Source organism: Pseudomonas sp. NFX98 (assembly GCF_047784845.1).
Taxonomy (GTDB): domain Bacteria; phylum Pseudomonadota; class Gammaproteobacteria; order Pseudomonadales; family Pseudomonadaceae; genus Aquipseudomonas.
In genome coordinates this window covers 123,639-145,430 of the sequence record NZ_JBLNNF010000001.1, presented here as the reverse complement: position 1 = coordinate 145,430, position 21,792 = coordinate 123,639, and the positions used below count along the sequence as shown (strand labels likewise).

13 protein-coding genes and 1 pseudogene are annotated in these 21,792 nt (G+C 50.6%); 4 read left to right on the top strand and 10 right to left on the bottom strand.

The features are described 5' to 3' along the window. Positions 1–20 precede the first annotated feature (20 nt). The 7 genes from ACM110_RS00585 to ACM110_RS00555 form a co-directional block, all read right to left on the bottom strand. On the bottom strand, positions 21–632 hold the full coding sequence (locus ACM110_RS00585) for a DUF6037 family protein (RefSeq protein WP_416126400.1): 612 nt from the start codon (positions 630–632) through the stop codon (positions 21–23). Between the two features lie 451 nt (positions 633–1,083). Next, positions 1,084–2,757, bottom strand: a complete 1,674-nt coding sequence (locus ACM110_RS00580) for a hypothetical protein (protein ID WP_416126144.1) — start codon at positions 2,755–2,757, stop codon at positions 1,084–1,086. Between the two features lie 1,109 nt (positions 2,758–3,866). Next, on the bottom strand, positions 3,867–6,422 hold the full coding sequence (locus ACM110_RS00575; RefSeq protein ID WP_416126143.1) for a hypothetical protein: 2,556 nt from the start codon (positions 6,420–6,422) through the stop codon (positions 3,867–3,869). Further along, positions 6,419–7,396, bottom strand: a complete 978-nt coding sequence (locus ACM110_RS00570; protein ID WP_416126399.1) for a TniB family NTP-binding protein — start codon at positions 7,394–7,396, stop codon at positions 6,419–6,421. The genes ACM110_RS00575 and ACM110_RS00570 overlap by 4 nt, the downstream gene beginning before the upstream one ends. A gap of 1 nt (position 7,397) precedes the next feature. After that, the gene (locus ACM110_RS00565) at positions 7,398–9,296 is read right to left on the bottom strand and encodes a hypothetical protein (RefSeq protein WP_416126142.1); all 1,899 of its coding nucleotides are present in this window, start codon (positions 9,294–9,296) and stop codon (positions 7,398–7,400) included. Next, complete coding sequence (locus tag ACM110_RS00560; RefSeq protein ID WP_416126141.1) at positions 9,283–9,765, bottom strand: hypothetical protein; 483 nt, start codon at positions 9,763–9,765, stop codon at positions 9,283–9,285. The genes ACM110_RS00565 and ACM110_RS00560 overlap by 14 nt, the downstream gene beginning before the upstream one ends. A 1-nt stretch (position 9,766) precedes the next feature. Continuing rightward, positions 9,767–10,423 (bottom strand): hypothetical protein, encoded by a 657-nt coding sequence (locus ACM110_RS00555; protein WP_416126140.1) that lies wholly within the window; start codon positions 10,421–10,423, stop codon positions 9,767–9,769. Positions 10,424–10,767: 344 nt separating this feature from the next. Here ACM110_RS00555 and ACM110_RS00550 point away from each other — a divergent pair, with 344 nt between their 5' ends. After that, entirely contained in the window at positions 10,768–11,736 is a 969-nt protein-coding gene (locus tag ACM110_RS00550; protein ID WP_416126139.1) for a hypothetical protein, read from the top strand. 9 nt (positions 11,737–11,745) lie between these two features. Here the strand turns inward: ACM110_RS00550 and ACM110_RS00545 are convergent, their stop codons facing one another. After that, positions 11,746–12,696: a DNA-binding protein gene (locus ACM110_RS00545; protein ID WP_416126138.1), complete on the bottom strand. Its 951-nt coding sequence runs from the start codon at positions 12,694–12,696 to the stop codon at positions 11,746–11,748. 132 nt (positions 12,697–12,828) lie between these two features. On the opposite strand from ACM110_RS00545, the gene ACM110_RS00540 reads away from it, so the two are divergent. Together ACM110_RS00540 and ACM110_RS00535 are read left to right on the top strand one after the other, a co-directional pair. After that, on the top strand, positions 12,829–13,752 hold the full coding sequence (locus ACM110_RS00540) for a site-specific integrase (protein WP_416126137.1): 924 nt from the start codon (positions 12,829–12,831) through the stop codon (positions 13,750–13,752). A gap of 907 nt (positions 13,753–14,659) precedes the next feature. Further along, positions 14,660–15,109, top strand: a complete 450-nt coding sequence (locus ACM110_RS00535) for an antitoxin Xre/MbcA/ParS toxin-binding domain-containing protein (RefSeq protein ID WP_416126136.1) — start codon at positions 14,660–14,662, stop codon at positions 15,107–15,109. Positions 15,110–15,170: 61 nt separating this feature from the next. Here ACM110_RS00535 and ACM110_RS00530 read toward each other — a convergent pair. Together ACM110_RS00530 and ACM110_RS00525 are read right to left on the bottom strand one after the other, a co-directional pair. Then, positions 15,171–15,503: pseudogene (locus ACM110_RS00530) on the bottom strand (hypothetical protein). Between the two features lie 1,118 nt (positions 15,504–16,621). Then, positions 16,622–16,810: an AbrB/MazE/SpoVT family DNA-binding domain-containing protein gene (locus ACM110_RS00525; RefSeq protein WP_416126135.1), complete on the bottom strand. Its 189-nt coding sequence runs from the start codon at positions 16,808–16,810 to the stop codon at positions 16,622–16,624. Positions 16,811–17,236: 426 nt separating this feature from the next. Between ACM110_RS00525 and ACM110_RS00520 the strand changes: the two genes are divergently transcribed. Further along, positions 17,237–21,250, top strand: coding sequence for an NACHT domain-containing protein (locus ACM110_RS00520; RefSeq protein ID WP_416126134.1), 4,014 nt, complete (start codon positions 17,237–17,239; stop codon positions 21,248–21,250). The last annotated feature ends 542 nt before the right edge of the window (positions 21,251–21,792 follow it).

The window sequence follows — 21,792 nt, the reverse complement described above, 5'->3', positions numbered from 1 at the left end:
AGGACTGTTTCTAACGTTGACTAAGGATGCCAGTCAGCTTGAGTTGGTTCGGGACTCCAGCAGGAGGACATGCGGATTGAGTCGCTATGAGCAAGGGCGGCCGATCCCAAAAGAGCTGCCGTCTTCTGGCGATTTTCAGCTGAAACACGACCTGGAGAACCATCTGCCTTACTGCGAGGTTTGGACCAATGGCTCCAGTAAGGTTTGTCGCGATCTTCTGTCAAATCTGGTCGGTTCTCGAGGACATCTTTGGTAGTTGGAATGTTCGAGATCGATGCGCTCGTGGGTACTTGGGCATCAAGCTGAGCCAGAAAATCGGCGGGCAAAAGCTTGTTACCGGAAATTCCACCGTTTGTTTTTAGGACCGCAAGCAATCTGGGATAGGTGTCACCATGAAAATAGTTCGAAATTGTGTACTCAGACGAGACGTCAAACAAAAAGAATTCTGACGTAGTGTGCGTGGCTGTGCCACGGGACGTCAGTGACAGTTTAAAAGGCTTCTCCCCTGTGGAGAAAATACACTCAAATGCAACGCTTCCCTGCAAACACCTGAAGCGTTGCAGTTCAGTAGGTTCACCATGAACATTGAGTTGGCTCAGCATGCTCACATGTAGAGTCCTCAGATTTTTCATCAGCACTTTTATCACTTTTTTTCACCAAGTTTTGAGTCCGGTATGAATGGGAAAACCGGATAATTTAGGCAGTGTTTTGTTCCGATCATGTCCAGTGACTTGGCCTAGGTGTAGGACTAAATTGGCCGGTAAAAACGATGTCGGTCCTTATGCTATCGGTTGCTTTTGAATAGGCTTTATAGTCGTCTGATATTTCATGTTTGGATCGTGCATACCCATGCGCATTCGTATCCATCTATGGGCTTCGCCTCTCAATGCGCAATGGATTTTGAAGGGGGCATTTCGCGAGAAATCTGCGAGGGATCGCCCAAGGATGAAGGCCGGATTTTTTAGCGCACGGCCTACGTCAAGCAGCACCTGATATCGTGAATGATGAGCTTATGGTGCTGCGGAGTGGAAGTCAGATCATCTTCAGCGGGAGGCAATTTTCGGATCATTGGAGACCCCTTTGTTAGCATGGGGTCGGGGCGCTTTCCTGGCAGGGATTAACGGCGAAATATGTAAACGATGTGTTGCCCAACTCATCAGGCGGATAGGTCAATACCAATCGACATTTTTCGGACTCGAAATGCATATCTTCTACGAAGCAATAGTGCGCCATTGTCGGATAGCGGGTCAGCAGCGTGGCGATATTAACCTTTGTCCAATCGAGCAGGCGTACGTGTAGCTCACGCCAAGAAGCGCCGTACACCTGACCTTTTTCTACTAGTCGGAAGCCAAGGACGTTCAAGCAGTAGCCCAGCAGCATCGCGCTATCCAGGTTGGGGCACTCGTGTACTTTGCGCTCCAGCCATTCGTGAACTTGCTGCTGGATTTGCTGGCCGATGGCAGTCCTAAGCTGGTGGGAGTTTAGGATCCCCTTCCAGATGAGCTCATGTTGGATGCGCCTGGCGACTGTCCGTGGCCTTCGCACGCTAGAGGCGGCCTTGATGAGTGAGCAGATCAGCTTTGTGACGTCTTCAATGCTGTGGGGAGGTAGGGACAGCCCATTTGATTCATGCGCGTCAAGGGTTGCAACCATCTCTTTGATGAGTTCTCCAATTGCTTTCAAGCGAATATAGAGGTCATCGTGAATCTTCAATCTGCTCACTTGCAGGTCTTCGTTCAGATCATCGAAGATTGATCTGACATTGCGCATGGCCCAGTGCAGCGACATAGGCCGCGAAGAGGCATTGCTTCCGACATGGCTGGAAAACGCCTTCATTACAAGGCGGAAATAAGCTCGCCATTGATCAATATCCCATGGCTCTTGTCGCGAATATGAGGGGGAGAGCAGTGTGCTGATGTGCTCAATTAGCCGGGGATCCTCGCACAGCGCGGAAGTGATTGGTTTGGTGAGACCCTCCAGGCCCGACTCGTAGTAATCCGTTTCGTTGTAGAGGAATGAGCTTCGGTTATCGATCGCGGCGGTCACGATGTTTTTGGCGAAGATTTCGATGCATACGCGATGCTTGCTTTGCTTACTGATTGCACCAAAAAGGTCGTAGATAAATCCCGGGGCATGTTCCACCGTTGCCCGGCAAAATTTCGGGCTGCCAATGGCAGTTAACAGCCGATTGGCCAAAACTTCCGTCTTTCCAAGGTGACTTCGGCCGAGAGTTTCACCCTTGCCGGGAAGCTCCGTTGCATAGCGGACGATTCTATCGGCGGACCTGGCTAGCTCATCAGCTACGACCCCCAGCTCGGTCGATGCACCACGCAAAATGCAGGAGTCCACGGCGGAGACGAAGTGTTTCGCGTTCCAGCGATTAAATGTGGACGGCCGGATGAACGCGAACCATAACCAAGTGAATAAGGTGAAAAGCAGCATCGCACCTAGGCAGAACTGCCATGATTCGGGAGTAAGCAGAGGGCCAGCGGGAACCCAACCTTGCTTGGCGCGCCAGAGGTCGGTTAGCAGAGTTAGGGCACCCACGCTGAATGTGACGAGCAGGGTTAGACCTCTCACGGGCAAGGTCGCAGTTGCAATGCGGAACCTATATCGCGTATCGGCAATGGTCCAAGCCAGTACCATCAATGCCAGACCAGCGATGAACTCTGAAAAGCCAAAAAATTTTGGGGCGCTGCTATTGAGTTGAAAACACTCGAAAACGACTTGAACCAGTGAACATGTTTCCGCGGGCATTTGAACGTCCTGATTCTGCGCCCATACATCTTCTCTGGGCGATAGTACAAATGAATGGCAACGAACACCCATTCCCGGGGCGTACGGTCGTGATCGGGTTAATACCTGGCACTCCATTGTGCTTATTTTGGGCGGATTTTTTAGCACCAACAAGTGCGGACAAGGCTAACCGGTCGGAGTTAAACTGTTGCAGTTTACGCGATGGGCATAGTGGCGCAACTGATGGGTAATTGCACTGACTTGACCACCCATTTGCATTCGACCTGACCAATCATTTGGAACGGCTTGGCCATCCCGCCATGTGAAATGACCGACAGAGAGCGACCCATAGCCGCCCTTCGCGAAGGGCTACTAACTGCCAAAAGTAATCGATCAGGGCGTCACTGTAATTTAGGCTCTTTTGCCGCAGACCTAGTGTAGAAACGGGCAGTACCTGCAGGAAAGGATCATAATTATTAAGAGGAACGAATCATGTTTCAATGAGCCCCACGCCAATGGGGCTTAAATCTCACGCCAGAATTGCTTTATGTATTAATTCCATATAGCGCTTTTAGGCGCGTCCTGAATTCCTGGAGATTGGAATTTTTCAGGAAAAAATAGAGAGTAGAGTCAGATATAGTCAGTGTTTCAGTATTGTCATCAAAATACAAAATGGGAGGTGTAATGGATTTTTCAGGCTGAGTTTTATGAAATTGGGTATAGGGCGCTGTGTGATGTGACTCTCCCGGTCTGAAAACTTCCCTCAATAAACTGACGCATTTATTAATCAAAATACTTGCCTAAAAACACCTAATAGCCCATCCAATCTTATCGGTTTGAAGGGAAGATCCTTGCACATGACCTCGGCAAATATCACATCGCACTTCGATTATTGATGAGATAAAGTGCAGCATCCCGCAGTTGCAGTACCTGTGAGGTCGCGTAGAGTGGAGTAGGGTGAGGCAATGCATGGCCGATGAGCGGCGTAGAAAGTTACGATAAAACTTGTGACTTACAGGAGAACTTAGAGCTTGTATTTTCGTCCCGTCGAGCAAAATTAAAAATTACCCTGTGCGCCTGATCAACCCATCACAGATATCTGGCAAGACTGTGCTAAAACATTATAATCTTTAGAGCTGATTTACGACTTTATTAAAGCTGGACCTAAGAAAAAAAATATGACCTTTCAGCTCCCTTGGAAGGTGGGTAGCTTGAGCTATGTCTTCAATTTTTTGTAATCGAGATATCATTCCACTCGTTCCAATGATCTTATCCGCCATAGATGGCGTAATATATTCGCTCAAAAAATTTGCCAGTTTTTCAACATTCTCTGAGGTAATAAACTTCTTTTTACCAACAGTAATTATTGTTATGAATTTGGTCTTTTCGAAGGTGTTGAGAAAACAGAGTCGGGAAATTTTGAATTTTTTACAAAAATCGCCTACCGGGGTCAAACTTTTCAGAAGTTCTAGGTGTGTGTGTTTGTAAGTTTTACAGATTTTCCGGGGCTTATCCGTTGCTGAAAGTTCAGAGTAATTAGCTTCTTCACGGTAAATGATGCCCGCCCTTTCCAGTTCAATGACGCGGTAAAACGTGGTGAGCCCAATATGCTTCACATCACCGACTGGATAAACCCCCATTCCATTCAAGAGTTTTTTCACCTTTCCGCACTGTACCCCACACCACTTTGCTACTGTAACAGTGTCAGCGTGTGTGTTAGAGAATTCATCCACTTTTTCCCTATCAGCGAATAGTAGGCTAGGACGACTATCACATTGCGCTGCCAAATCACCGCTTTTAATTAATTCATACACGATGGAATTATTGATATGCAGCTTTTTCGAAACTTGTTCAATGGTTATATATTGTTCATTTTTGACTGTTTGTGTATTGACAAGGTGGTTTACGGCTTGTCGTGAGTATAATGGTGTATGGCAAGCCGAATCTAGCGGTCCGCCGACCACTGGATGTACGCCTAAGTCGTTTAATATGGTCCTCGTTACTTTGGTTGAAACTCCGATAATTTGACCGGCTGTAGATGTAGTTATATAGTCCTTTTTGATGTTCTCCAGATCATCTTTCAACAGGCCGATGGCGTTGTTGATGTCTGGATACTTCCTGGCGTGCAGGACTCCAGCTTTGATCAAGCTTCTCAGCACAGGCGGTTCAATTTCATAAAGTTCACTAGCCTTTTTAAGGGTCACGTACCGATGTTTGTTGAAAGGCATTTTTGAGTCAGTTGCGAGTTTGCCTATCACATTCGATTTAGTAACAGGTGTGTTGTTTTGTGAAGCGGTGAAGAATAGTTCTCCGTCGCTTTTTTGAAACAATATGGGGTAAATAGCCCCTGGTACGACGACGGGGCATATGCCCAGCTTTCTCATGAGATATGCCAAGTTTTTCCGGGGGCGACCCGATCTTGCAATTATCGAGTTTACAGTGACATACTTTCTGGAAAATTCGTCCAGATCAGCGTTGAGAATTCGACGCTCCCTATTTTTCGGCTGGAAAACCCTCAGAAAACCAGCAGTAATTAGAGTTTTTACGCAGTTGAGGCTGATCCCGAGGACGGAAGCCACAGTTGGCAAAGCCATGCTGTGATCTTCAGTCCATGAAAGTCGTTCGGGATCTCTAATTTCCTTAATTTTTGAAAAAAAATCCAGTACCTGCGCTTCATTCAAAATTCCAATTCTTCCAATGGTTTTCCAAATATGCGGTGTCAGGGCTCTCATTTTAACCAAGGTCTCAGATTTCATGTGAGCGCCTGCACCCACTTGGGAGCGAGTTAAAGAGAAGGGATTTTCGAGATCAGTTTTCGTGTTAAGCGCTTTTTCAGAGTTAGTGGGAAAGAAGGATACTGCTCTTTCCTCTCCAAGACAAAAAGCTTCGCACGCTTTTTTTGTAGTAGGACCACGCATAAGAGCTAGTTTCGCACAAATAGCTTCATTGGGTATGTGTGGATATTTTTGTCTTATCGTTTCGAGAAAACGTTTGGTCCCCGCGACATCTTCGTTGACTAAGCTGATAGCAGTTTCAAATATTAAACGGCTTTCCGGTGTCCCAGGTTGATCTTGGTCAAATTGTAATGCACGTAAGATTTTGCATAACTTATCAAGTTGTACTTGTTTGTGATCTCTGAATAGCGATAAAACATATCTTTCGGGAGCTGCGTCTTCTAGGGAACAGGCCGGGCTTTTCAGCTTAGCGTTGCATTTAACGCATTCAGCGATCAGTGGATTATCCCATCGAAGAACTACACCGCATTGTGGACAATGGGTAAGATATCTACAGTTGTGGTAAGGGCAATTTACTGAGAATTTAAGGTCTTTGATGAAGTGTTCATATTCCTCCGCCCAACATTCCGAGCAAAAAGCGGTGTGTTTCCATCGAACTAATTTAAATCTTACTGTTAACTGTTCGACCTGATGGGGCATCCTCTTGCAAATCAGACCTGTCGGTTGATAAAATCCAGTTAGGAATATTTGGGCGTGTTGGCCAGCTCTGGCTGCTACCCATTGCGGTAATTCGGTTTGCGCGCTCATGCAGGTATTATTAAAATAATCTGGTACACCCAGGCTTTTGAACTGACTTCGATTTACGCAGCCATGGTGCACAACCAATCGTTTCATCAGGCTGGTCGGACTTTCCTCAACTCGTGGGAAAGGAATGTAAATGAATTCTTTCATGGCATGAGCCGATAGCTTTCCAGTTTTTCCTTAGACTCGGGTGACTCGATAATTCGCAAGCTGTCCGCCAAGTTGAAGGCAAACGGATTGGCCTTTGTTAGCGACTGCTTGAGAGTTAGCTCGTCGCAGGCGTAGGCGAAATCTACCCTGGTTAGTCCTTTTGCATCGTCACGTATCAGGCACCTTCTCAATGCAACATTAAGTATCTTCTTCAGCCAACCGAGACTTCCCGATGTGGCAACAAACAATGCGGCAGTAATTGAAGGGTCATGCAGATGAGCTTCGTTCGGAAGTTTAGTCAATTCTTGGATCGCTTGATCAAGATTTTGTAGCATGATGGAATAGTCCGACCGCATATCTCCGGTGAACGTGAAATACTCGAGGTTGGCCTGATACGGAAAACGCGAGGCGAATGCGTCGAGGTAGGACGTGATGTCCACGCATTCCTGAGTTCCAGATATGATGACCGGCTTCTCAAGGTTGTTGACAAAGGACGCTATCCAGCCAAGTGTATGGACACGGATCTTTTCAGCGGCACCAATACAAAGCCACTGAATTTCATCTAGGAAAACCAATTCGACGCGTTGCTCTTTGAGCATACGAATCGCTTGCGCGGTCATTTCCTCCCCACTCCCAACGGGTTTCTCCACGCCGAGTTTCAGCAGCAGTGCCCTGGCCAAGCCTTTGACTGTGACCTCGGATGGAATTACAAAATACATAACAGGTCGACAGCGCCGAGCTTCAGAGTCAGTAACCTCTTCGTACGTCGCCATGTACCTCGCCTTTATGAGCATACATAAGGAAGTCTTGCCCGCCCCGGTCCACCCGCATAAAAGTGCACCATAGGGTTTGTGGGTAACATAGGTGTCCTCGATGGCATTCAACAATTTTGAGTGCGCTTGGTTGTAAGCGGGGAAGTTAATTCTGATGTCCTCAAGTTCCCCGAGAATGCGACTCCGCGTAGACTCGTCCATATCAATGATGACCCTTGGAAATGGTGAAATCCCCTGGTGTGTTGGGGTTATATTCATGCTGTGTCATACGCGGCGTTGTTGCGGGGGACCGCAGGGGGTGAGTAGCCGTCAGCTGTTCCAGGCTCGTGTCGTCGTGTTCGAGCACCCGCGCTTGTTTGAGGGGCTGCCGTTTGGCATTGGTATGAGCGATTTTCCAGAGCAAGTGCGTTTTTGCCTCGGCGGTCGTGTAGCGCGATCTGGCTTTGCGTGCGGCGTTGCGTTGTTTCCAGATTTTATGATGAAAGTCCAGGGTCAGCCCGTTTTGATAGGCCGGGTGCAGGGGCTGTAGCGGTTGGATATTCAGTGGATGTAGGGGGTGGCATATCCAGGCATTCCCCACGTCACCGGGCTCAAAATAAAGGAGGAGTTTTTTTACCTTGGGCCGAAGTTCTGCGAAGTAGCTGACGGCTGGGCCCCACCAATGAAGATTGTCGTGACGCACGCGACCGCTACGATGCGGCGTGACTTCGGCCGACCGCCAGAAGAAGCGGCGCAGCTCTTCCTCAGAATAGCGGTGCGGTCGGAATTGTTGACTCACAGCAGCAGACCAGGCCTCGTTAGGGGACATGCCTAACGTGGAGTGTTCTTCTGCGTGATAGATGTCCAAAAAATCGGAGAAAATTTTGCGTACCTCTTCCAGCGTGTAGATCGCGTTGCCCTCGGCGTCGTAGCGGGCTCTTATTCCGGGATTTTGAAACGTCGTACCCCGCATGCGGTGTTCGATCTCTGTGGCCCAGGTTTTGAAGACAGCCTCCGCGTGAGGCTTCTGATTGGGTTCCCCAGGTTCGCAGTACGAGACCTCGGCACCCAGCAGCCACAGTATCTTTCTCAGGACGTTGGCTATCCACTCGGCGCCGTTGTCGAAGACGTAGAGTTCGGCAACACCGCCGTGGGGGTTGTCGAGGCTCATGGAGTTCTTAAGTGCGATTTCCGTGGTATCCAGCGACGCTGGGTTGAATGACATGTGCCACGCAATGATGTAGCGGGTTTTGACTTCGATGATGACGGTCAGGATCGGTTTGCCGATCGATTTACCGTCCTTGTCGGCGAGAAAAATGTCCATTGGGCGGCTATCGGCTTCTACCAGCTCGAACAATCTGTCAGGCTCCGGCATTGGTGCTCCCCAATAGTGAAGTTTTTTGGCTGCCTTTGGGCCGTCTTGGTGGAGCGTGGTCGCATGCGAATCAATCTCGCAGATGATCCGATACACCGTACTGATGGATGGAATACGAAATTGTGCATTCGCCGCACGGCCGCGATTCAGATCTTCGAGCATCAGTCGAATGCTGCCGATCAGCCCAGTCTTGCTGAATGGAGTCTGCGTCCAGTAAAAGGTGGCGATGTTGAACTTAATCAATTCTTGGACTTCGCGCGGCTGGTGCGAAATGTGTTTATTGAGTGGCCGAAAGGTGTTGGGCAACAACGCAACACAATTATTCCCCGCACATAGATACGCACGCTTCCATTCCCAAAGGGTGGTGTAGGCCGGGGCTTTGTGCGGGCCCAACTGTCCGACCATTTTATCGACGAGGTCGGGGAGAGTTTTGCGGGTCACTGAACCATTGCGTGCGCTCAGCACTGCGCAGACGTAAGCGACACGCACTTCCAGTTGCCGTGCCTCCTTTTTCGGCAGACGGCAGATGATTTTGTTCGCGTCAGTCTCAATCGGCGCTTCTTGGACCTTTAGAAATTTTCCCTGTGCGGCTGCGCGGTACAGCGCGGTTTGATACTGGTAGACCACTTGTGGAGGGCCATACACGGAGCGCAACTGAACTTTCTGGTCGTCGACCTCCAATACCTGGTAATCCTTACCGCAGAAGAGATATCGCTCACCGGTTCGAATAGGATCAATTCTGCGCATGTGATTTATCCTCCACCGCAGTGCCGGGGTTGAAATGCAAGGTGTTGCTCAACCGCGCAGTGATCGGCCTGTCTTCACGTTTATGCTTGGCGCGGCTTGCGGCCTGATACGGTGCGAACTGCGTGATCCAGTCCGTGACGAGGTCAAGATGGGTGTTGCGTGTCACCGGGCCCTTGCCCCACACCAGCATCGCGCTGACATAAGAGATGCGCATTTCTAGATGACGTGCCTGTTCTTTACTTAGCCGTGCGATGACATCTTCGCACCACTCGTGGTCGCCGATTTCTGAGTCATCAAAAAATGCTCCTTGTGCGGATACTCGACGCGGTGCGGCTACATGCTGGTAGGCACTAACGCTGACCTTCGACCAAACGCAGTTGAACGCACTTGTCTGTAATCTGCACGGCCCCAGAGCCGTGCCACTGACTCTGTGCCGTTCTCCGGTGGGAGTAAGGTTGATATGGTGCATATCATTCGACCTCGACCTCGACCTCTGTCTCAAGGTTGAAGCGGCGATCCAGGTCTGCGCTGATCTGTTGATAAAACAGGGCATAGGCGATGTCTTCGGGAGAATGCCCCGCGGCGAGCAGAAGGCACACCGAAGTCCGCGGGCTCTTACCGTTGAGGACGGCTTTCCTGACGGCCGCCGCGCCGCTTGGCGATCCTCTGAGTGCATGGTGGTAGAGGTATCTCAGGTTTTGGGTTTTCTGTGCCTGGCAGATGGCCGACAGTGCGATGATTTCGAGCATGATTCCTGCCTCACCAAACTGTCGACGCTGCTCCGCCACCCTGCGCTTTTCACTCGGGAGGATGACGTCGCTCGGTTTGCTGAACTCGTAGAAGACGAGCCGAGCATCGGTAAATATCGAGCAAAAGTCCGGACGGTAGCACTGCCCGGATTCCTTGAGTGTGAGTCGACAGGGTCGACTGACGTAATGCGTAATTCTTGGATCGAATTCTAAGTGGACGCAGAAGTCAGAGTGTTGCAAAGCCGTGCAGCCGATTGGCGCTTGGTTTTTACGCGACGGGAAGTGGGTGACGCGCGTATATCGCCTGCCCGTGGTCAATTGACTGCGTGGCGACAACACGACGGTGGGCGGGAGCAGACGTTCCAGGTTGAGTTCCATGGAAACCTCCGAAAGCCGGTGGGCTTCATCGCTGGTTTAGCAATGCGCTGACCTCAAGGGAGGCTTGGCATTGGGTGTGTCTCACCTATGCCGGATGTTCTACCTTCAGGCAGCTTGAAATTGATTATTACCAAACTCGCCACTTAGAAAAACCTACCTAAAATGCAGCATCAATATTTTTGATCCAATTAATCCTTTAGTAATCAGTCACATATGTAGGTTGTCGCGTAAAAAAATTCAGCATTGGTGCAAGCCTGCCGCAATGTCTCCCCGACCTTGCTGGACGCACCAGCAACATGTTGTAGAACTACACTCTTTGCAGACTCAGTGTGAGGAGGTGGCTCATGCACCCATTCGGTGAAGTGTCGACACATTTAGAGAGTGTGCGGGAGCAGGTGCTGATCGCCGCGTTGGCAATGGACGCCAAGTGCGCTCACAGCCCGTATGCGTTGGCCACTTGGCAGGACCGAAAGAATCCCTGCGCGTCTGAAAAAGAACCTGTGCCTTGGGGCTTACAGAAAGTGTGGCGACGCCGATTCGAACGGGCAATTGTGCGTACCCAAACTCGGGAGGCATGGTTCGAGGAGTTTAATGATCTCCGCGAGGTCTACGACAATCTGCTGTGGTTCACCTTGAACTTTCGAACAACTCACACGGCGTTTGACACCGGCATTACTCTTTTTCGATTGAACGGTGAGCCATTGAGCGCTCATCATGCGCTAGAGATGTCGAGCCTTTTTGAATGTCCAGATTGGAGCCAGCTGGGTTACCTAATTTGTTATCTCAGGTGCCGAGCAGCACGCTTCCCAATTCAGCGGGCCTGGGCTGCCAAGAACTTTTTCCCATTCTTTGCTCTGGCGTGCCTGCGGCCGCCGTGTCGTTGCATTGCGGTCGAACTGTACGAACTGTTGGATGAATTGATCGAGGACAATTGCATGGCGGTGAACCCGAGGATGTGGCCGCGGAACAGCGCGGAGTTCTCGGATTACCTGGCCGCCTTTGACGAGTTGGGAGATAACCTGATTGCCAAGGAGTACGTGAGCGAGTGGGGAGCAGAATGCCTCATCTGGATATGGCAGCTGGTGGAACGACGGAACCTGCCCCTCTTACAGGCGATCAATCGGTCGCTGCACGACACACTGAGGCCGGATATTCCCCGTCGCTTTCAGGAGAGGATCACCGAGGCAATTGATCGTCATGGGCACACTTTACTGGGCATCGATGCGCCTGCACCGTCTTCTGTGGTTGGGGCCCCAGCTGCTATCTCCACCTCAGTGCCTGGCAATGTCAGGCCATGTTCACGTTGTAAGTGACACGTAGGCCTATGCGGCGGGCGTTAATTGGCGCAAGAGTGTTTGCAGCGTTTCAATCTGTCGCGCTTGCTCGCGCAACTGCCGACGATCTTCGCGATGCTGCAGCAAGTAAGGTTTGACCCGTTCCCGTATTATGGCGTGCTCGGTCTGCAATTGTTGCAGCTTGGTCGCCAACGCGTTGTGGGTCTGCTGAGTTTCACGCAAGGTCTGGGTTTGTTTACGCATCTCTGCCAGCAGTGCCCGATGCTCATTAAGCAAGCGCTCGTGCTCGCGGTACACTTGGACCAGCTCTTCCTGTTTGGCCAGTTGCATGTCCTGCAAGGAGCGCAAGTCCTGGCGTAGCTGATTAGTCAACTCGTCGTGACGGCGCAGCTCTTGCCCACGCTGGTTTAATTGTTCCTGTCGATAGTGCTCGAGCCCCTCCCGAGCATGCTGATGTTTTTCCTCTAGTGATTGCAGCTGCTGGGCGCGCTCTTCGAGGATCTGTTGCTGGCCTGCCACTAGCTGTCGTAATTGTTGGCGTTCGCCCTCACTGTCTTGTAACTGCTCGCGCAACTCACGTTCGCACTGCCGCTGCTGTTCCTGCTCGTCGGTTAGGTGGGTGATGGTGGTCAGTGATTGCTCTAACCGTTCGCGTAGCTGCGCGCGCTCCTGCGTATAGCTGACTTGCTGCCGCTCGAGTTGCTCTTGCTCGTCAGCTACGGACTCCTGGGCCTCCAGTTTTAACTGCTCGGCTAAACTGTTCACCAAGGTAGTTAGTGTTTCACTAAGAGTTGAAGGCGGCGCGCGGGTGACGGCCAGACTGCTGTTGAGTTCTTTCAGATAGCGCTGGATCGTACTTTTTGAGCCGGTATTGCCCAGCTCAACGCGCACAAGGTCGATGCTCGGATGCAATCCGCGACCTATCAAGGCGTCACGCGCAGCGTGCACCAAAGCTTTGTTGACACCACCGCGGGCCATGTCAGGAGCTCCTCTAGGATTCCCGGATCTTTTGCAGTATGACGCATACCATTTGACTTGCCTGGTTTCCGATCAGGAAGACAACCTTTTTGGTTCTCACCGGTACAAGCCAGCAGGGCGAGGAGGATAGGAATGACCACCGCCGCAGAGCGTTATCTGCAAGCGGCTAGGCGGGAAAGCACGACCCGACGTTACCAGCAGGCCCTGGCGCATTTTGAGGTGGGCTGGGGCGGTTTTCTTCCCGCCTCCAGTGACAGCATCGTGCGTTACTTGGCTGAGCATGCCGAGCTGTCCATCAATACCTTGCGCAGCAACCTGGCGGCCTTGGCCCGCTGGCATCAGAACCATGGGTTTGTCGACCCGACTAAAGCCCCACAAGTGCGCGACGTGTTGCGTGGTATCCAAGCCTTGCACCCACGGCCAGTGCGCCAGGCCGAACCCCTGCAGTTGCGCGAGCTGGAGCAGTGTGTGGCGGCACTGCAGCTGGAGCAAACCTCGGCGGATTTGACGGTGTGTTTGCGTGCCGGCCGCGATCGGGCCTTGCTGTTGCTGGGCTTTTGGCGAGCGTTTCGCAGCGACGATTTGTGCCGCCTGCGCATTGAAACCAACCAGCTAGAGCCGGGTGAAGGTTTGCGCCTGTTTCTCTCCAGCAGCAAAACCGACCGCGATCATCAGGGCCGCACCGTCAGCGTGCCAGCCCTGAAACAGCTGTGTCCGGTGCAGGCGTACGAGGAGTGGTTGACGCTCAGTCAATTACAGGCAGGCCCAGTATTTTGCAGCATCGATCGCTGGGGCCATCTGTCCAGCGAGGCGCTGCACCCGTACAGCGTGGCGAGAGTACTACGCCGGGCGCTGACGCGGGGAGGGGTCGCCGGCGAGCGTTACAGCGGCCACTCGTTGCGCCGTGGTTTTGCCACCTGGGCCACCAGCAATCAATGGAGCCCGAAAGCTTTGATGGAGTATGTCGGCTGGCGCGATGTGCACAGCGCCATGCGCTACGTAGACGCCGACGCGCCGTTCGGCGACTGGCGACGGCAGCCGAATGAGTCAAAATGACTGCGTAGCGACGATTTCATACTGCGCTACGGCCTATGTTTTTACCACTGTACAAATGGAAAATTGCCCGTAGGAACAGGTGCTTTAACGGGTTTGAGAATGCAAGTTTCTCAAACCTTTGGGAGCTTTTGGCGCGCATCAGCCCGGTTGGCGGTACGCCAGGGCCCAGTGCTGCTGATGTTGCTTAACGCCAGCGCTCTTTGAGGGGAATCGGTGAGCCTCGCCATGCGCATGCGCATGAGGTCGTGCAGCGCCGATGAACGGACCGAATACGCGTCGGTACTGTCTAGAATTACTGACGTAAATTGCATTGTTGTCAGTTAATGTCCAGGAAAGCAGGCACTATGCGACTTCGCGCACAATCGGATCAGGTCCTGGCAGCCAGCATCGGAGCGCACCTGCAAACGTTGTGATTGAAAAAGAACATCCGCCTCGAGGCCGTCGCCGCGAATGCGGCAATCAGTCGATAGACGCTGCATTTGTTGCTCCATCAAGGCAAAGGCACGTTGATCAACCTGATCGCCGTATTCCGCGTGCTTGGCGAATTGGAGTGCTTGAGTTCGTTGCTCAAAGAGGTACGCTCCAGCCCGCTGCAAATGATACGCATGGAAGGCAAAAAGCGTCGATGCGCCTCCGGTTCACGGGTGGCCTTGGAGACTGAGGGTGTACATTCCAACAAGCACAAAGGCGGCGATTGGTGATGTAATCGCCGGTAGTCCATCATCGAAGTTCTGCCGAGGGCGGATAAGCTTGTGGCCCAGTGCAATCCTGCAAAGCGGCTTTTCCTTCACGGTGGAGTTGATCGTGTCAGGTTCGGCCGTTGACAGGGTCTTTCGCTCCGCCCATCTTTTCAACCCACGAACATCACTGGGGGCTGAGCAGGCCATGGCCAATCCGGAGGCGACCAATGTTGGCTGAATTGCTGCCCCCACCGGCTTACCGTAACTATCGATGCCGTCTGGAAGCGTCACTGCAGATCACCCTCGACGCTTCAGAGCAGGAGATCCATGCGCTTATCGTCGCGGGATTCGCCGCCGAGCGAGTCAAAATGTTCAGCGACTTGGACCTCTACGACGCCGTAGCCCTTGATCAGATTATTCCGCTTGGCACCCTCTACACCCGATTGGCTCGTGGTCAGCGCTTAAGCTTGGGCGAGAGTGATCGCTTGTTCCGTCTTGCACATGTGACAGCAATGGCCGAGGCGCTGTTCGGAGACATTGAAAAAGCCCGGCGCTGGCTGAGCAAACCTAAACAGCGATTCGCGTGGCAACCGCCCATCGCACTGCTCTCAACTACCCAGGGTACTCGTATGGTCGAGGAGCTACTGATTCAGGTTGCGGAAGGGTTAGCCTTGTAAGAACGCACTTCAAGGTAGCGGTGGGAGTGCTGACGCAACATGGAGTGTTAAAAAAGCCAAGCTACATCGGGTTTACAGAAACCACTTCTACAAAGCGGAATTTCTTCATGGCCAGCTTGGTTGCTTCCTGTTCTGCGAGAAGCGTGCTGAGCGTATCCGCCTCGTGGATCATTTCGTACCTCGTGCGCTCAAATTCATTGCCGACCCGCAGCGTGACTTTCAACCGGGGCGTGAATGCTTTCGCTATCTTCTTTTTCTCCGCAATCTTTGCCGGAGGTATGGTCACGGTTGCCGAGAGGGGAGCCTGCTCTGGTCAGGCGTTAGCCGGCGCAAGGGGCTCGTCACCGCCCAACAGCGCTTGGCGCATCTCTTCTTCTGTCAGTTTGTCGTTCATGAAGGTTCTCAGCAGGGTTTTAGGTGCAAACGCCCTGATTCTATCAGCATGATCGGTGTTTATAGGGGGCGAGTTTTCTGGAACAAATCTCCTGAACCAGCTCTGAACCAATGGAATCGAATCCCTAAAGTGAAGCTCAGGGGGGTTATGGTGCGTTCCGAGCTCGTGCCTCCAGAAATAAATCTGTCACCGTTTTTTATCTACTACAAAGTCCGATTACAGCGTCTGGGTATTTTTGTGCAATAGATTGTATGGGCGTTTACGAACGATCAATAAATGGTAAGCCAATTCAGATGAAGTATTAACGCATTGACTGTCTTCAGTGCTGCCACTGCCACTGCCATTGCTGCAGCGGCTAATGTAAACGTACATCCCAAGATGAGAACGCGAACTGTTTTTTGTTTAGGTTTCTCCTCTAGGGTGTAATGAAACCATATTAAGTTATAAATACTAAATACCGTTGCCAGGCTCGTTGCAATCGAAAAGCCCAGCAGTGTTACCCTGAACCAAGGTGGGCGTTAGCTATAATCGGTACTATCTCTGGAATGGCAAGTACTATAGCAATGAGTAATGCCTGATTTTTTAGGTAGTCAAAGACGGTTTTTAGGTCGCCGATATAAGACTTCTTGAAGCTTGGTTTCTCTTGGGTGATTATTCTTTTTGCTTTTGTTATTAAGTAAGTGCCTTCTGCGAGTTTGTTGACTTTTTCGCCTGTTGATAAAAAATAAGATTTTCGTGAGGTTTCATAAGCATGGTTATTTGAGAGCTCTTGATTCTTTTATTTCTTTGGTGTTTTCAATAATGGTGTACGTATTGCCCGCTGCACACTTGGCTTTAAAGCGATCCGTTTCTTTTACGTATGTCATTTATATTTTCGTAGATTTTATGAGGGTGGCAGTGATGTCTAGGGACCATTATGCGCTTAGAGCAAGCTTTATCCGCATATTCAAAGAAAAATGGAGGCAGATTCATGTTGACAAGTCAAAACGACCGCTATTGGCCGATTCTTGCCTGTCATGAGGGCAGAAAACGACCCCATATAGCGGATTGTCACCTCTGATGAGACGTGCCGTTCGCTTATGCCCGTTTGAAGATCAGATCCAGCGCGCCGACGCGATTCAGGGTGTAGTTGAGTCGCTCGACTTCGGCGTCAGAACTATCGCACCGTCGATCACTTCAATGGTCAGTACGTCGCCGATGCTCAGTCCTAAGCTAGCGAGTAAGTCAGGTGGCAAGTCAATGATGACGTCGCCACTTCCATCCGCAGGATCTTGGCATTTCACTGTCCAGCGTTGGGCTTCGGTCATGATGCTAATCACACTTTGGTCGTGGCGGGAGCGATTCATTATGCGCGAAATGTCTTCGCTAGATGAAGCGCGGTGCTGACTGATGGCCTCTTCTGGCCCATCTCTGCCTGTTCGACTGACAGAAATCGGCCATTGGCTGCCTTTCACAAGCGACCGCCGTCGGCCAAAAGCGGTCATTGAGACGTGTCTACTAAATTGGAGGTAATTTAGAGTGTAAACGCAATCAGCACCACGAACCTATTATCAGGCATTGCTTTTGTTGAAATTGGCACCGTACCGAAAAACCCGAGCGCCAGAACTTTTGCAAAGCCCAATTTGAGATTGAAATGGCGTACTATCATCAGCAGGAACAGTCAGTGAAACTGACCTGGCTGAAACGACATAGCACCGAAAACAAGGTGCAATACAAAACGCAGAATTTATCCTATGAATTCAACTTTCTACCTTCCGCGCAGCCTCTCCAATAAAGACAGCATTTACACTGAAGAAGCGTTGTTGGCGGCTTCAAATTACGTTGTTGTCTTAGCAGAGCCCGGAGGCGGAAAAACTGAACTTATGGGAAGCCTAGCCCGACAGCTGGGAACTTCTACCGTTACCGCAAACAAGTTCAAACACTTGGGGGCTGATGCCGAGAATTACCCGCTCGTGATCGATGCGTTTGATGAGTTGGCCAAACTCGATCAAACGGGAATTCACAGCCTTCTTGCTAACGCCAGAAAAGCAAAGCCAACACGCGTCATCATTTCGAGCCGATCCAGCGAGTGGGGCACAGCTGCCACAAACGCATTCGAAGACTATTTAGGATGCTTACCGCTAGTGGTTAGGCTTTGCGAGTTTGAAGAGGGAGAACAGCAGGAAATTTTTCATCATCATGTTCGAGGCGAGGAATTTTCAAAGTTCCAAGCGGAAGTGTCTCGATTCGACTTAGGAGCGTTACTCCCTAATCCTCAATTTCTCAAGATGTTCGCAGATGCCTACATCGAAAGTGGCAGGCACTTCACAGATAAACGAAATATATTTTCACAAGCGGTCGAGCGGTTGGCGAAGGAAGCTAACGTCAATGTAGCGCAGACGCTATCCAGTACACAAAGGGTTGCTCTGTCGTCCGAAGTGTTCGCCAAGCTTTTGCTGTCCGGAGCAGAAGGAATAGGGACGAGCGAGTTAACCGCAGATCGTATCTACCCATTGCTGGCATCACTTTTTGACAAACACACAGCAGCTGAAGGCATCTTGGCAACTCGGCTTTTCAAACCTGGAGACAGTGCGGATCAGCATCGGCCTGTTCACAAGATCGTTGCTGAATACTGTGCGGCAGACTACCTTGCAAAGCGAATTGCAGATCCAGTTGATCCTCTGACATTACATAAATGCCTACCTATCATCGCTCCGAACAACCTAGTTCGAGATGAACTCCGGGGATTACTGGGTTGGCTTGCAGCGCTAGGCGACAGATCCATTCAAGAGGCTGCTATTGAGCTTGATCCCTACGCGGTGCTTGCGAACGGTGATCCCTCTCAACTTGAACACTCCTCAAAACGTCTACTTATACAGGGCTTGAAAGACGTCGAAACGAAGGACCCCTATTTCCGCCGAGGGGATGCATGGCGCCGGTTCAGTGCTTCAGGCTTCTTCACCCAAGAGGTTATGACAGAGATTAAACCCCTGCTAGCGAGCGGCAGTGATGGGCATTTGCGTGATCTAATTCTTGAGCTGTTGACGGGGTCACCAGCGATTGCGCATCTGATACAAGAACTGCGTCAACTCGTGTTGAACTCAAGCGAAAGCGAACACACTCGCTTGTTGGCTAGCAGATGTCTACTCGACCTGTCGGGCCACGACCATCGCGCCGATCTAGGAGTCTTAGTCTCTGAAGCCAGTCATACCTCTCTGAAAATTGCGGTAACCATCCTAACGGCTATAGGCGCAGAAGCATTAGGTTTAGCCTACCTCTCCAGCTTCTTTCGAGTCTGCTCAAACCTTTACCCTAGTCATCAAGAACCTTACAAATCCACTATCGGTACGCGTTATTTCATAAGACGCTTTGTTGCCGAACTTGATTTAATATCAATCGAGTGGCTACTTGATGACTTAACCAAAAACCTTGTTTGCACATGCAAAAAAAAACATTATGAATGTGATTGTCGAATTGGAATCAGCAAGATTGTAGGCCTAATGCTGGATCGATATTTTGACCTGGCAATGCCTCCTTTTGCCCCGAAAAGGGTTTGGCATTGGATCGAAAATCTGATCTTTCATGAGCAGAAATCAGCAGGTCAGAGCAAGGCAGTTCAAGTGCTCCAAGATGACGATGGTTTGCGCCAAGGGATCATGGGACTAGCACTTGGAAACCTTGCCAATAGCGACGATATTTTCGAAACTAAAATACAGAAATTTGATTTTCACTCTCACTCCGGCCTTCGTTTTCAATCCAATGATTACTACTTTATAGTCGATCTGGCATTTGAAATTGATAATCCAACCTTGTGGGCGAGTCACATCGCTATGCATCACTTTTATCAAAGTGAAGAAACGCGAGGTCCAAATAAATTGCGACGACACATGCGCGAACAGGCATTGGAGAAATCTTCTTTGATGCGCGAGTGGATAAAGTTCAACAGATGTGCCGCACAACTTTCGAAAACCCAACAAAAAAGCATGTTTGCCCACCGGCGGAGGATGAAACGGCGCCACCGAGAACAAAATGAAATCCATAAGTTAAACATCCAGTATTTGCGCGATAACCGAGAACTTGTTGAAAGTGGTCGGCATTGGCGTTGTCTTGCGCGCTTTGCTGATTTGGCACTTAACTCTCCTGATAAAATTGAGCATGAGTTCGGTGATGAAGCGCTCGTTCGTAAAGCTCTCAGAAACTGCCTGGGTTTCATTGCTCCCGATGTGCCTAAATTGCACAGGCTTGCGGAATTACAGTGTGCATCGCAGGCCGCATACACTGAACCTGTTCTTTTTGCAGCTTGCTTGGAAATCATGCGCAGCGTCGGGAACCTGGAAAATGTCGATCTGCCGTTACTGAACGCACTGCGAACTAATATCGACATGGGCTACAGTGCGGTGTCCGAGGAAGAACGCCAAGCGCTGAAAGATGAAATCAACCGATTGATTTTTGCAACCGAGGGAAGTGCTGAAACCTTTCTCCGGCAGTACGTCGAGCCCCAACTGGAACAAAAGGGATGCCAGCATCCCGATATTTGGTTGTTACGCGGTGATGAGGCTTTCAGCCACCTACGGGCAGCAATCTCAATAGAATGGCTTAACCGTTTTCCTGATTTGGTGGTCGGATCGCTTGATACGCTCTTTGAAATTGCGGCCGAGTTCGGTGATCGCAATGCCCTTCAAAAAATAATCGCAGAGCGTTGCTCAACTTTCATGTCAGCGGGGCCCAGCCCGACTGGCGATGAGGACCTCGAAAAAAGGCGTGTGTTTTGGTTCGTGCGCGCTTTTTACTTCTTAGAGGACCCTCCTGAAGCATATTGGGATTGGCTAAAAGCCGACAAAAACACCATATTTTCGCTTAATGAGCGCTCTGGGCGATTTAACTATGGCGAGCACTCCCATTGGCCCAAGCTCATATTAAGTAAAGTCGTGGCTGTCCTAGAGGCCTTTATTGACAAGTGGCCGAAGGTCGACCTGCCAAGCCATTGGGGTACGGATAGCCCCAGCGAAGAAAATGCATACCGCTTTTTGACAGAAATCGTATGGTTAATCGATTTAGATGCCTCCGATGACGCCGTCCGTGTCATTGATCGACTTCTAGCCGATCCAAAGTTCACAGACATGCACAACGATTTTAAGAGCATACGTGCTGGTAAAATCAGTCAGAAAGCACGGAGGAATTTCGAACCACCGACGCCACAGGAAATCGTCGATCGCCTGGATCGCGACATGGTGGTGAATGTTGAGGGCTTGCGCCAACTCGTCCTCCAAGAACTTCAAGATTTTCAGAAAGCAATAAATGGTGGTGAATTTAACTCCGCGTATCGCTTTTACGACGATGGTACGCACTTGAATGAAGTACGAGCTACCGAGATCATTGCTGAACGTCTCAGCCTAATACTCAAGCCGCAAAGCATCGCAATTACACCGGAGCACCAGCTGAAGAGTGCAAACCGCAGCGATTTCACGGCGACAAAATTGATTGGCGGTACAAGACGGCTGCTTGTGACTGAGGTAAAAGGTCAGTGGCATAGAGATTTATACACTGCCGCGGCGGCGCAACTATATGCGCGCTACTCCATTCACCCCGACGCTGAACACCAAGGCATTTATCTTGTGATCTGGTTTGGCCGAGATGTGAACGTCGCAGGAATTAAAAACCGAAATATCAACACAGCTCAGGAGCTGAAAAGCAGTATCGAGAAAACGATGCCGCCAGAGCTAGCGGGACTAATTGATGTGTTTGTTCTGGACGTTTCTAAACCCTAAAATGCAGCAATGAAAGAACGAACCGAAGGCTGTACGCAGCAGCTCTAGAAGGGGCCAAATACCGCACCCCGATCACCTTGGTTTTGTAGGCAGGCGGAATGACCGCTTCTGGCCGTTTTCCGCCGATCATCGTTGTAACGCGTGCCGCTCAAAGTCAGATGCAATCAATGTTAAGAGCGAATACCACAACTGGTCGGGTGATCATGCGGAATAAAGTCTGTCGGATTGTGCTCAGCGATTTCAGGGACTAGTCAGCGGGCTAATCAGAAATAAAGTCTGACGGGACATGCCAAGCTATTGGTTAAAAATACTTCTCCAATGCTCCGACACTCAGGTTGTGCACATCCACCCTGTGCAAGTTGCTCAGCCGAGCAGCCGAGACTTGGGCCTGGGAGGACGCAAAACAAGACACGTCCCCGGCTATGGTTTCGCTGATGAGCCGACCTTCAGGCTGCCACGCTGAGAGTCCGGGGCCGTAATTCAGCCAACAGAACAACACACGATGACCACTACACAGATTCCCGGCGCGCCGAAAATCAGAA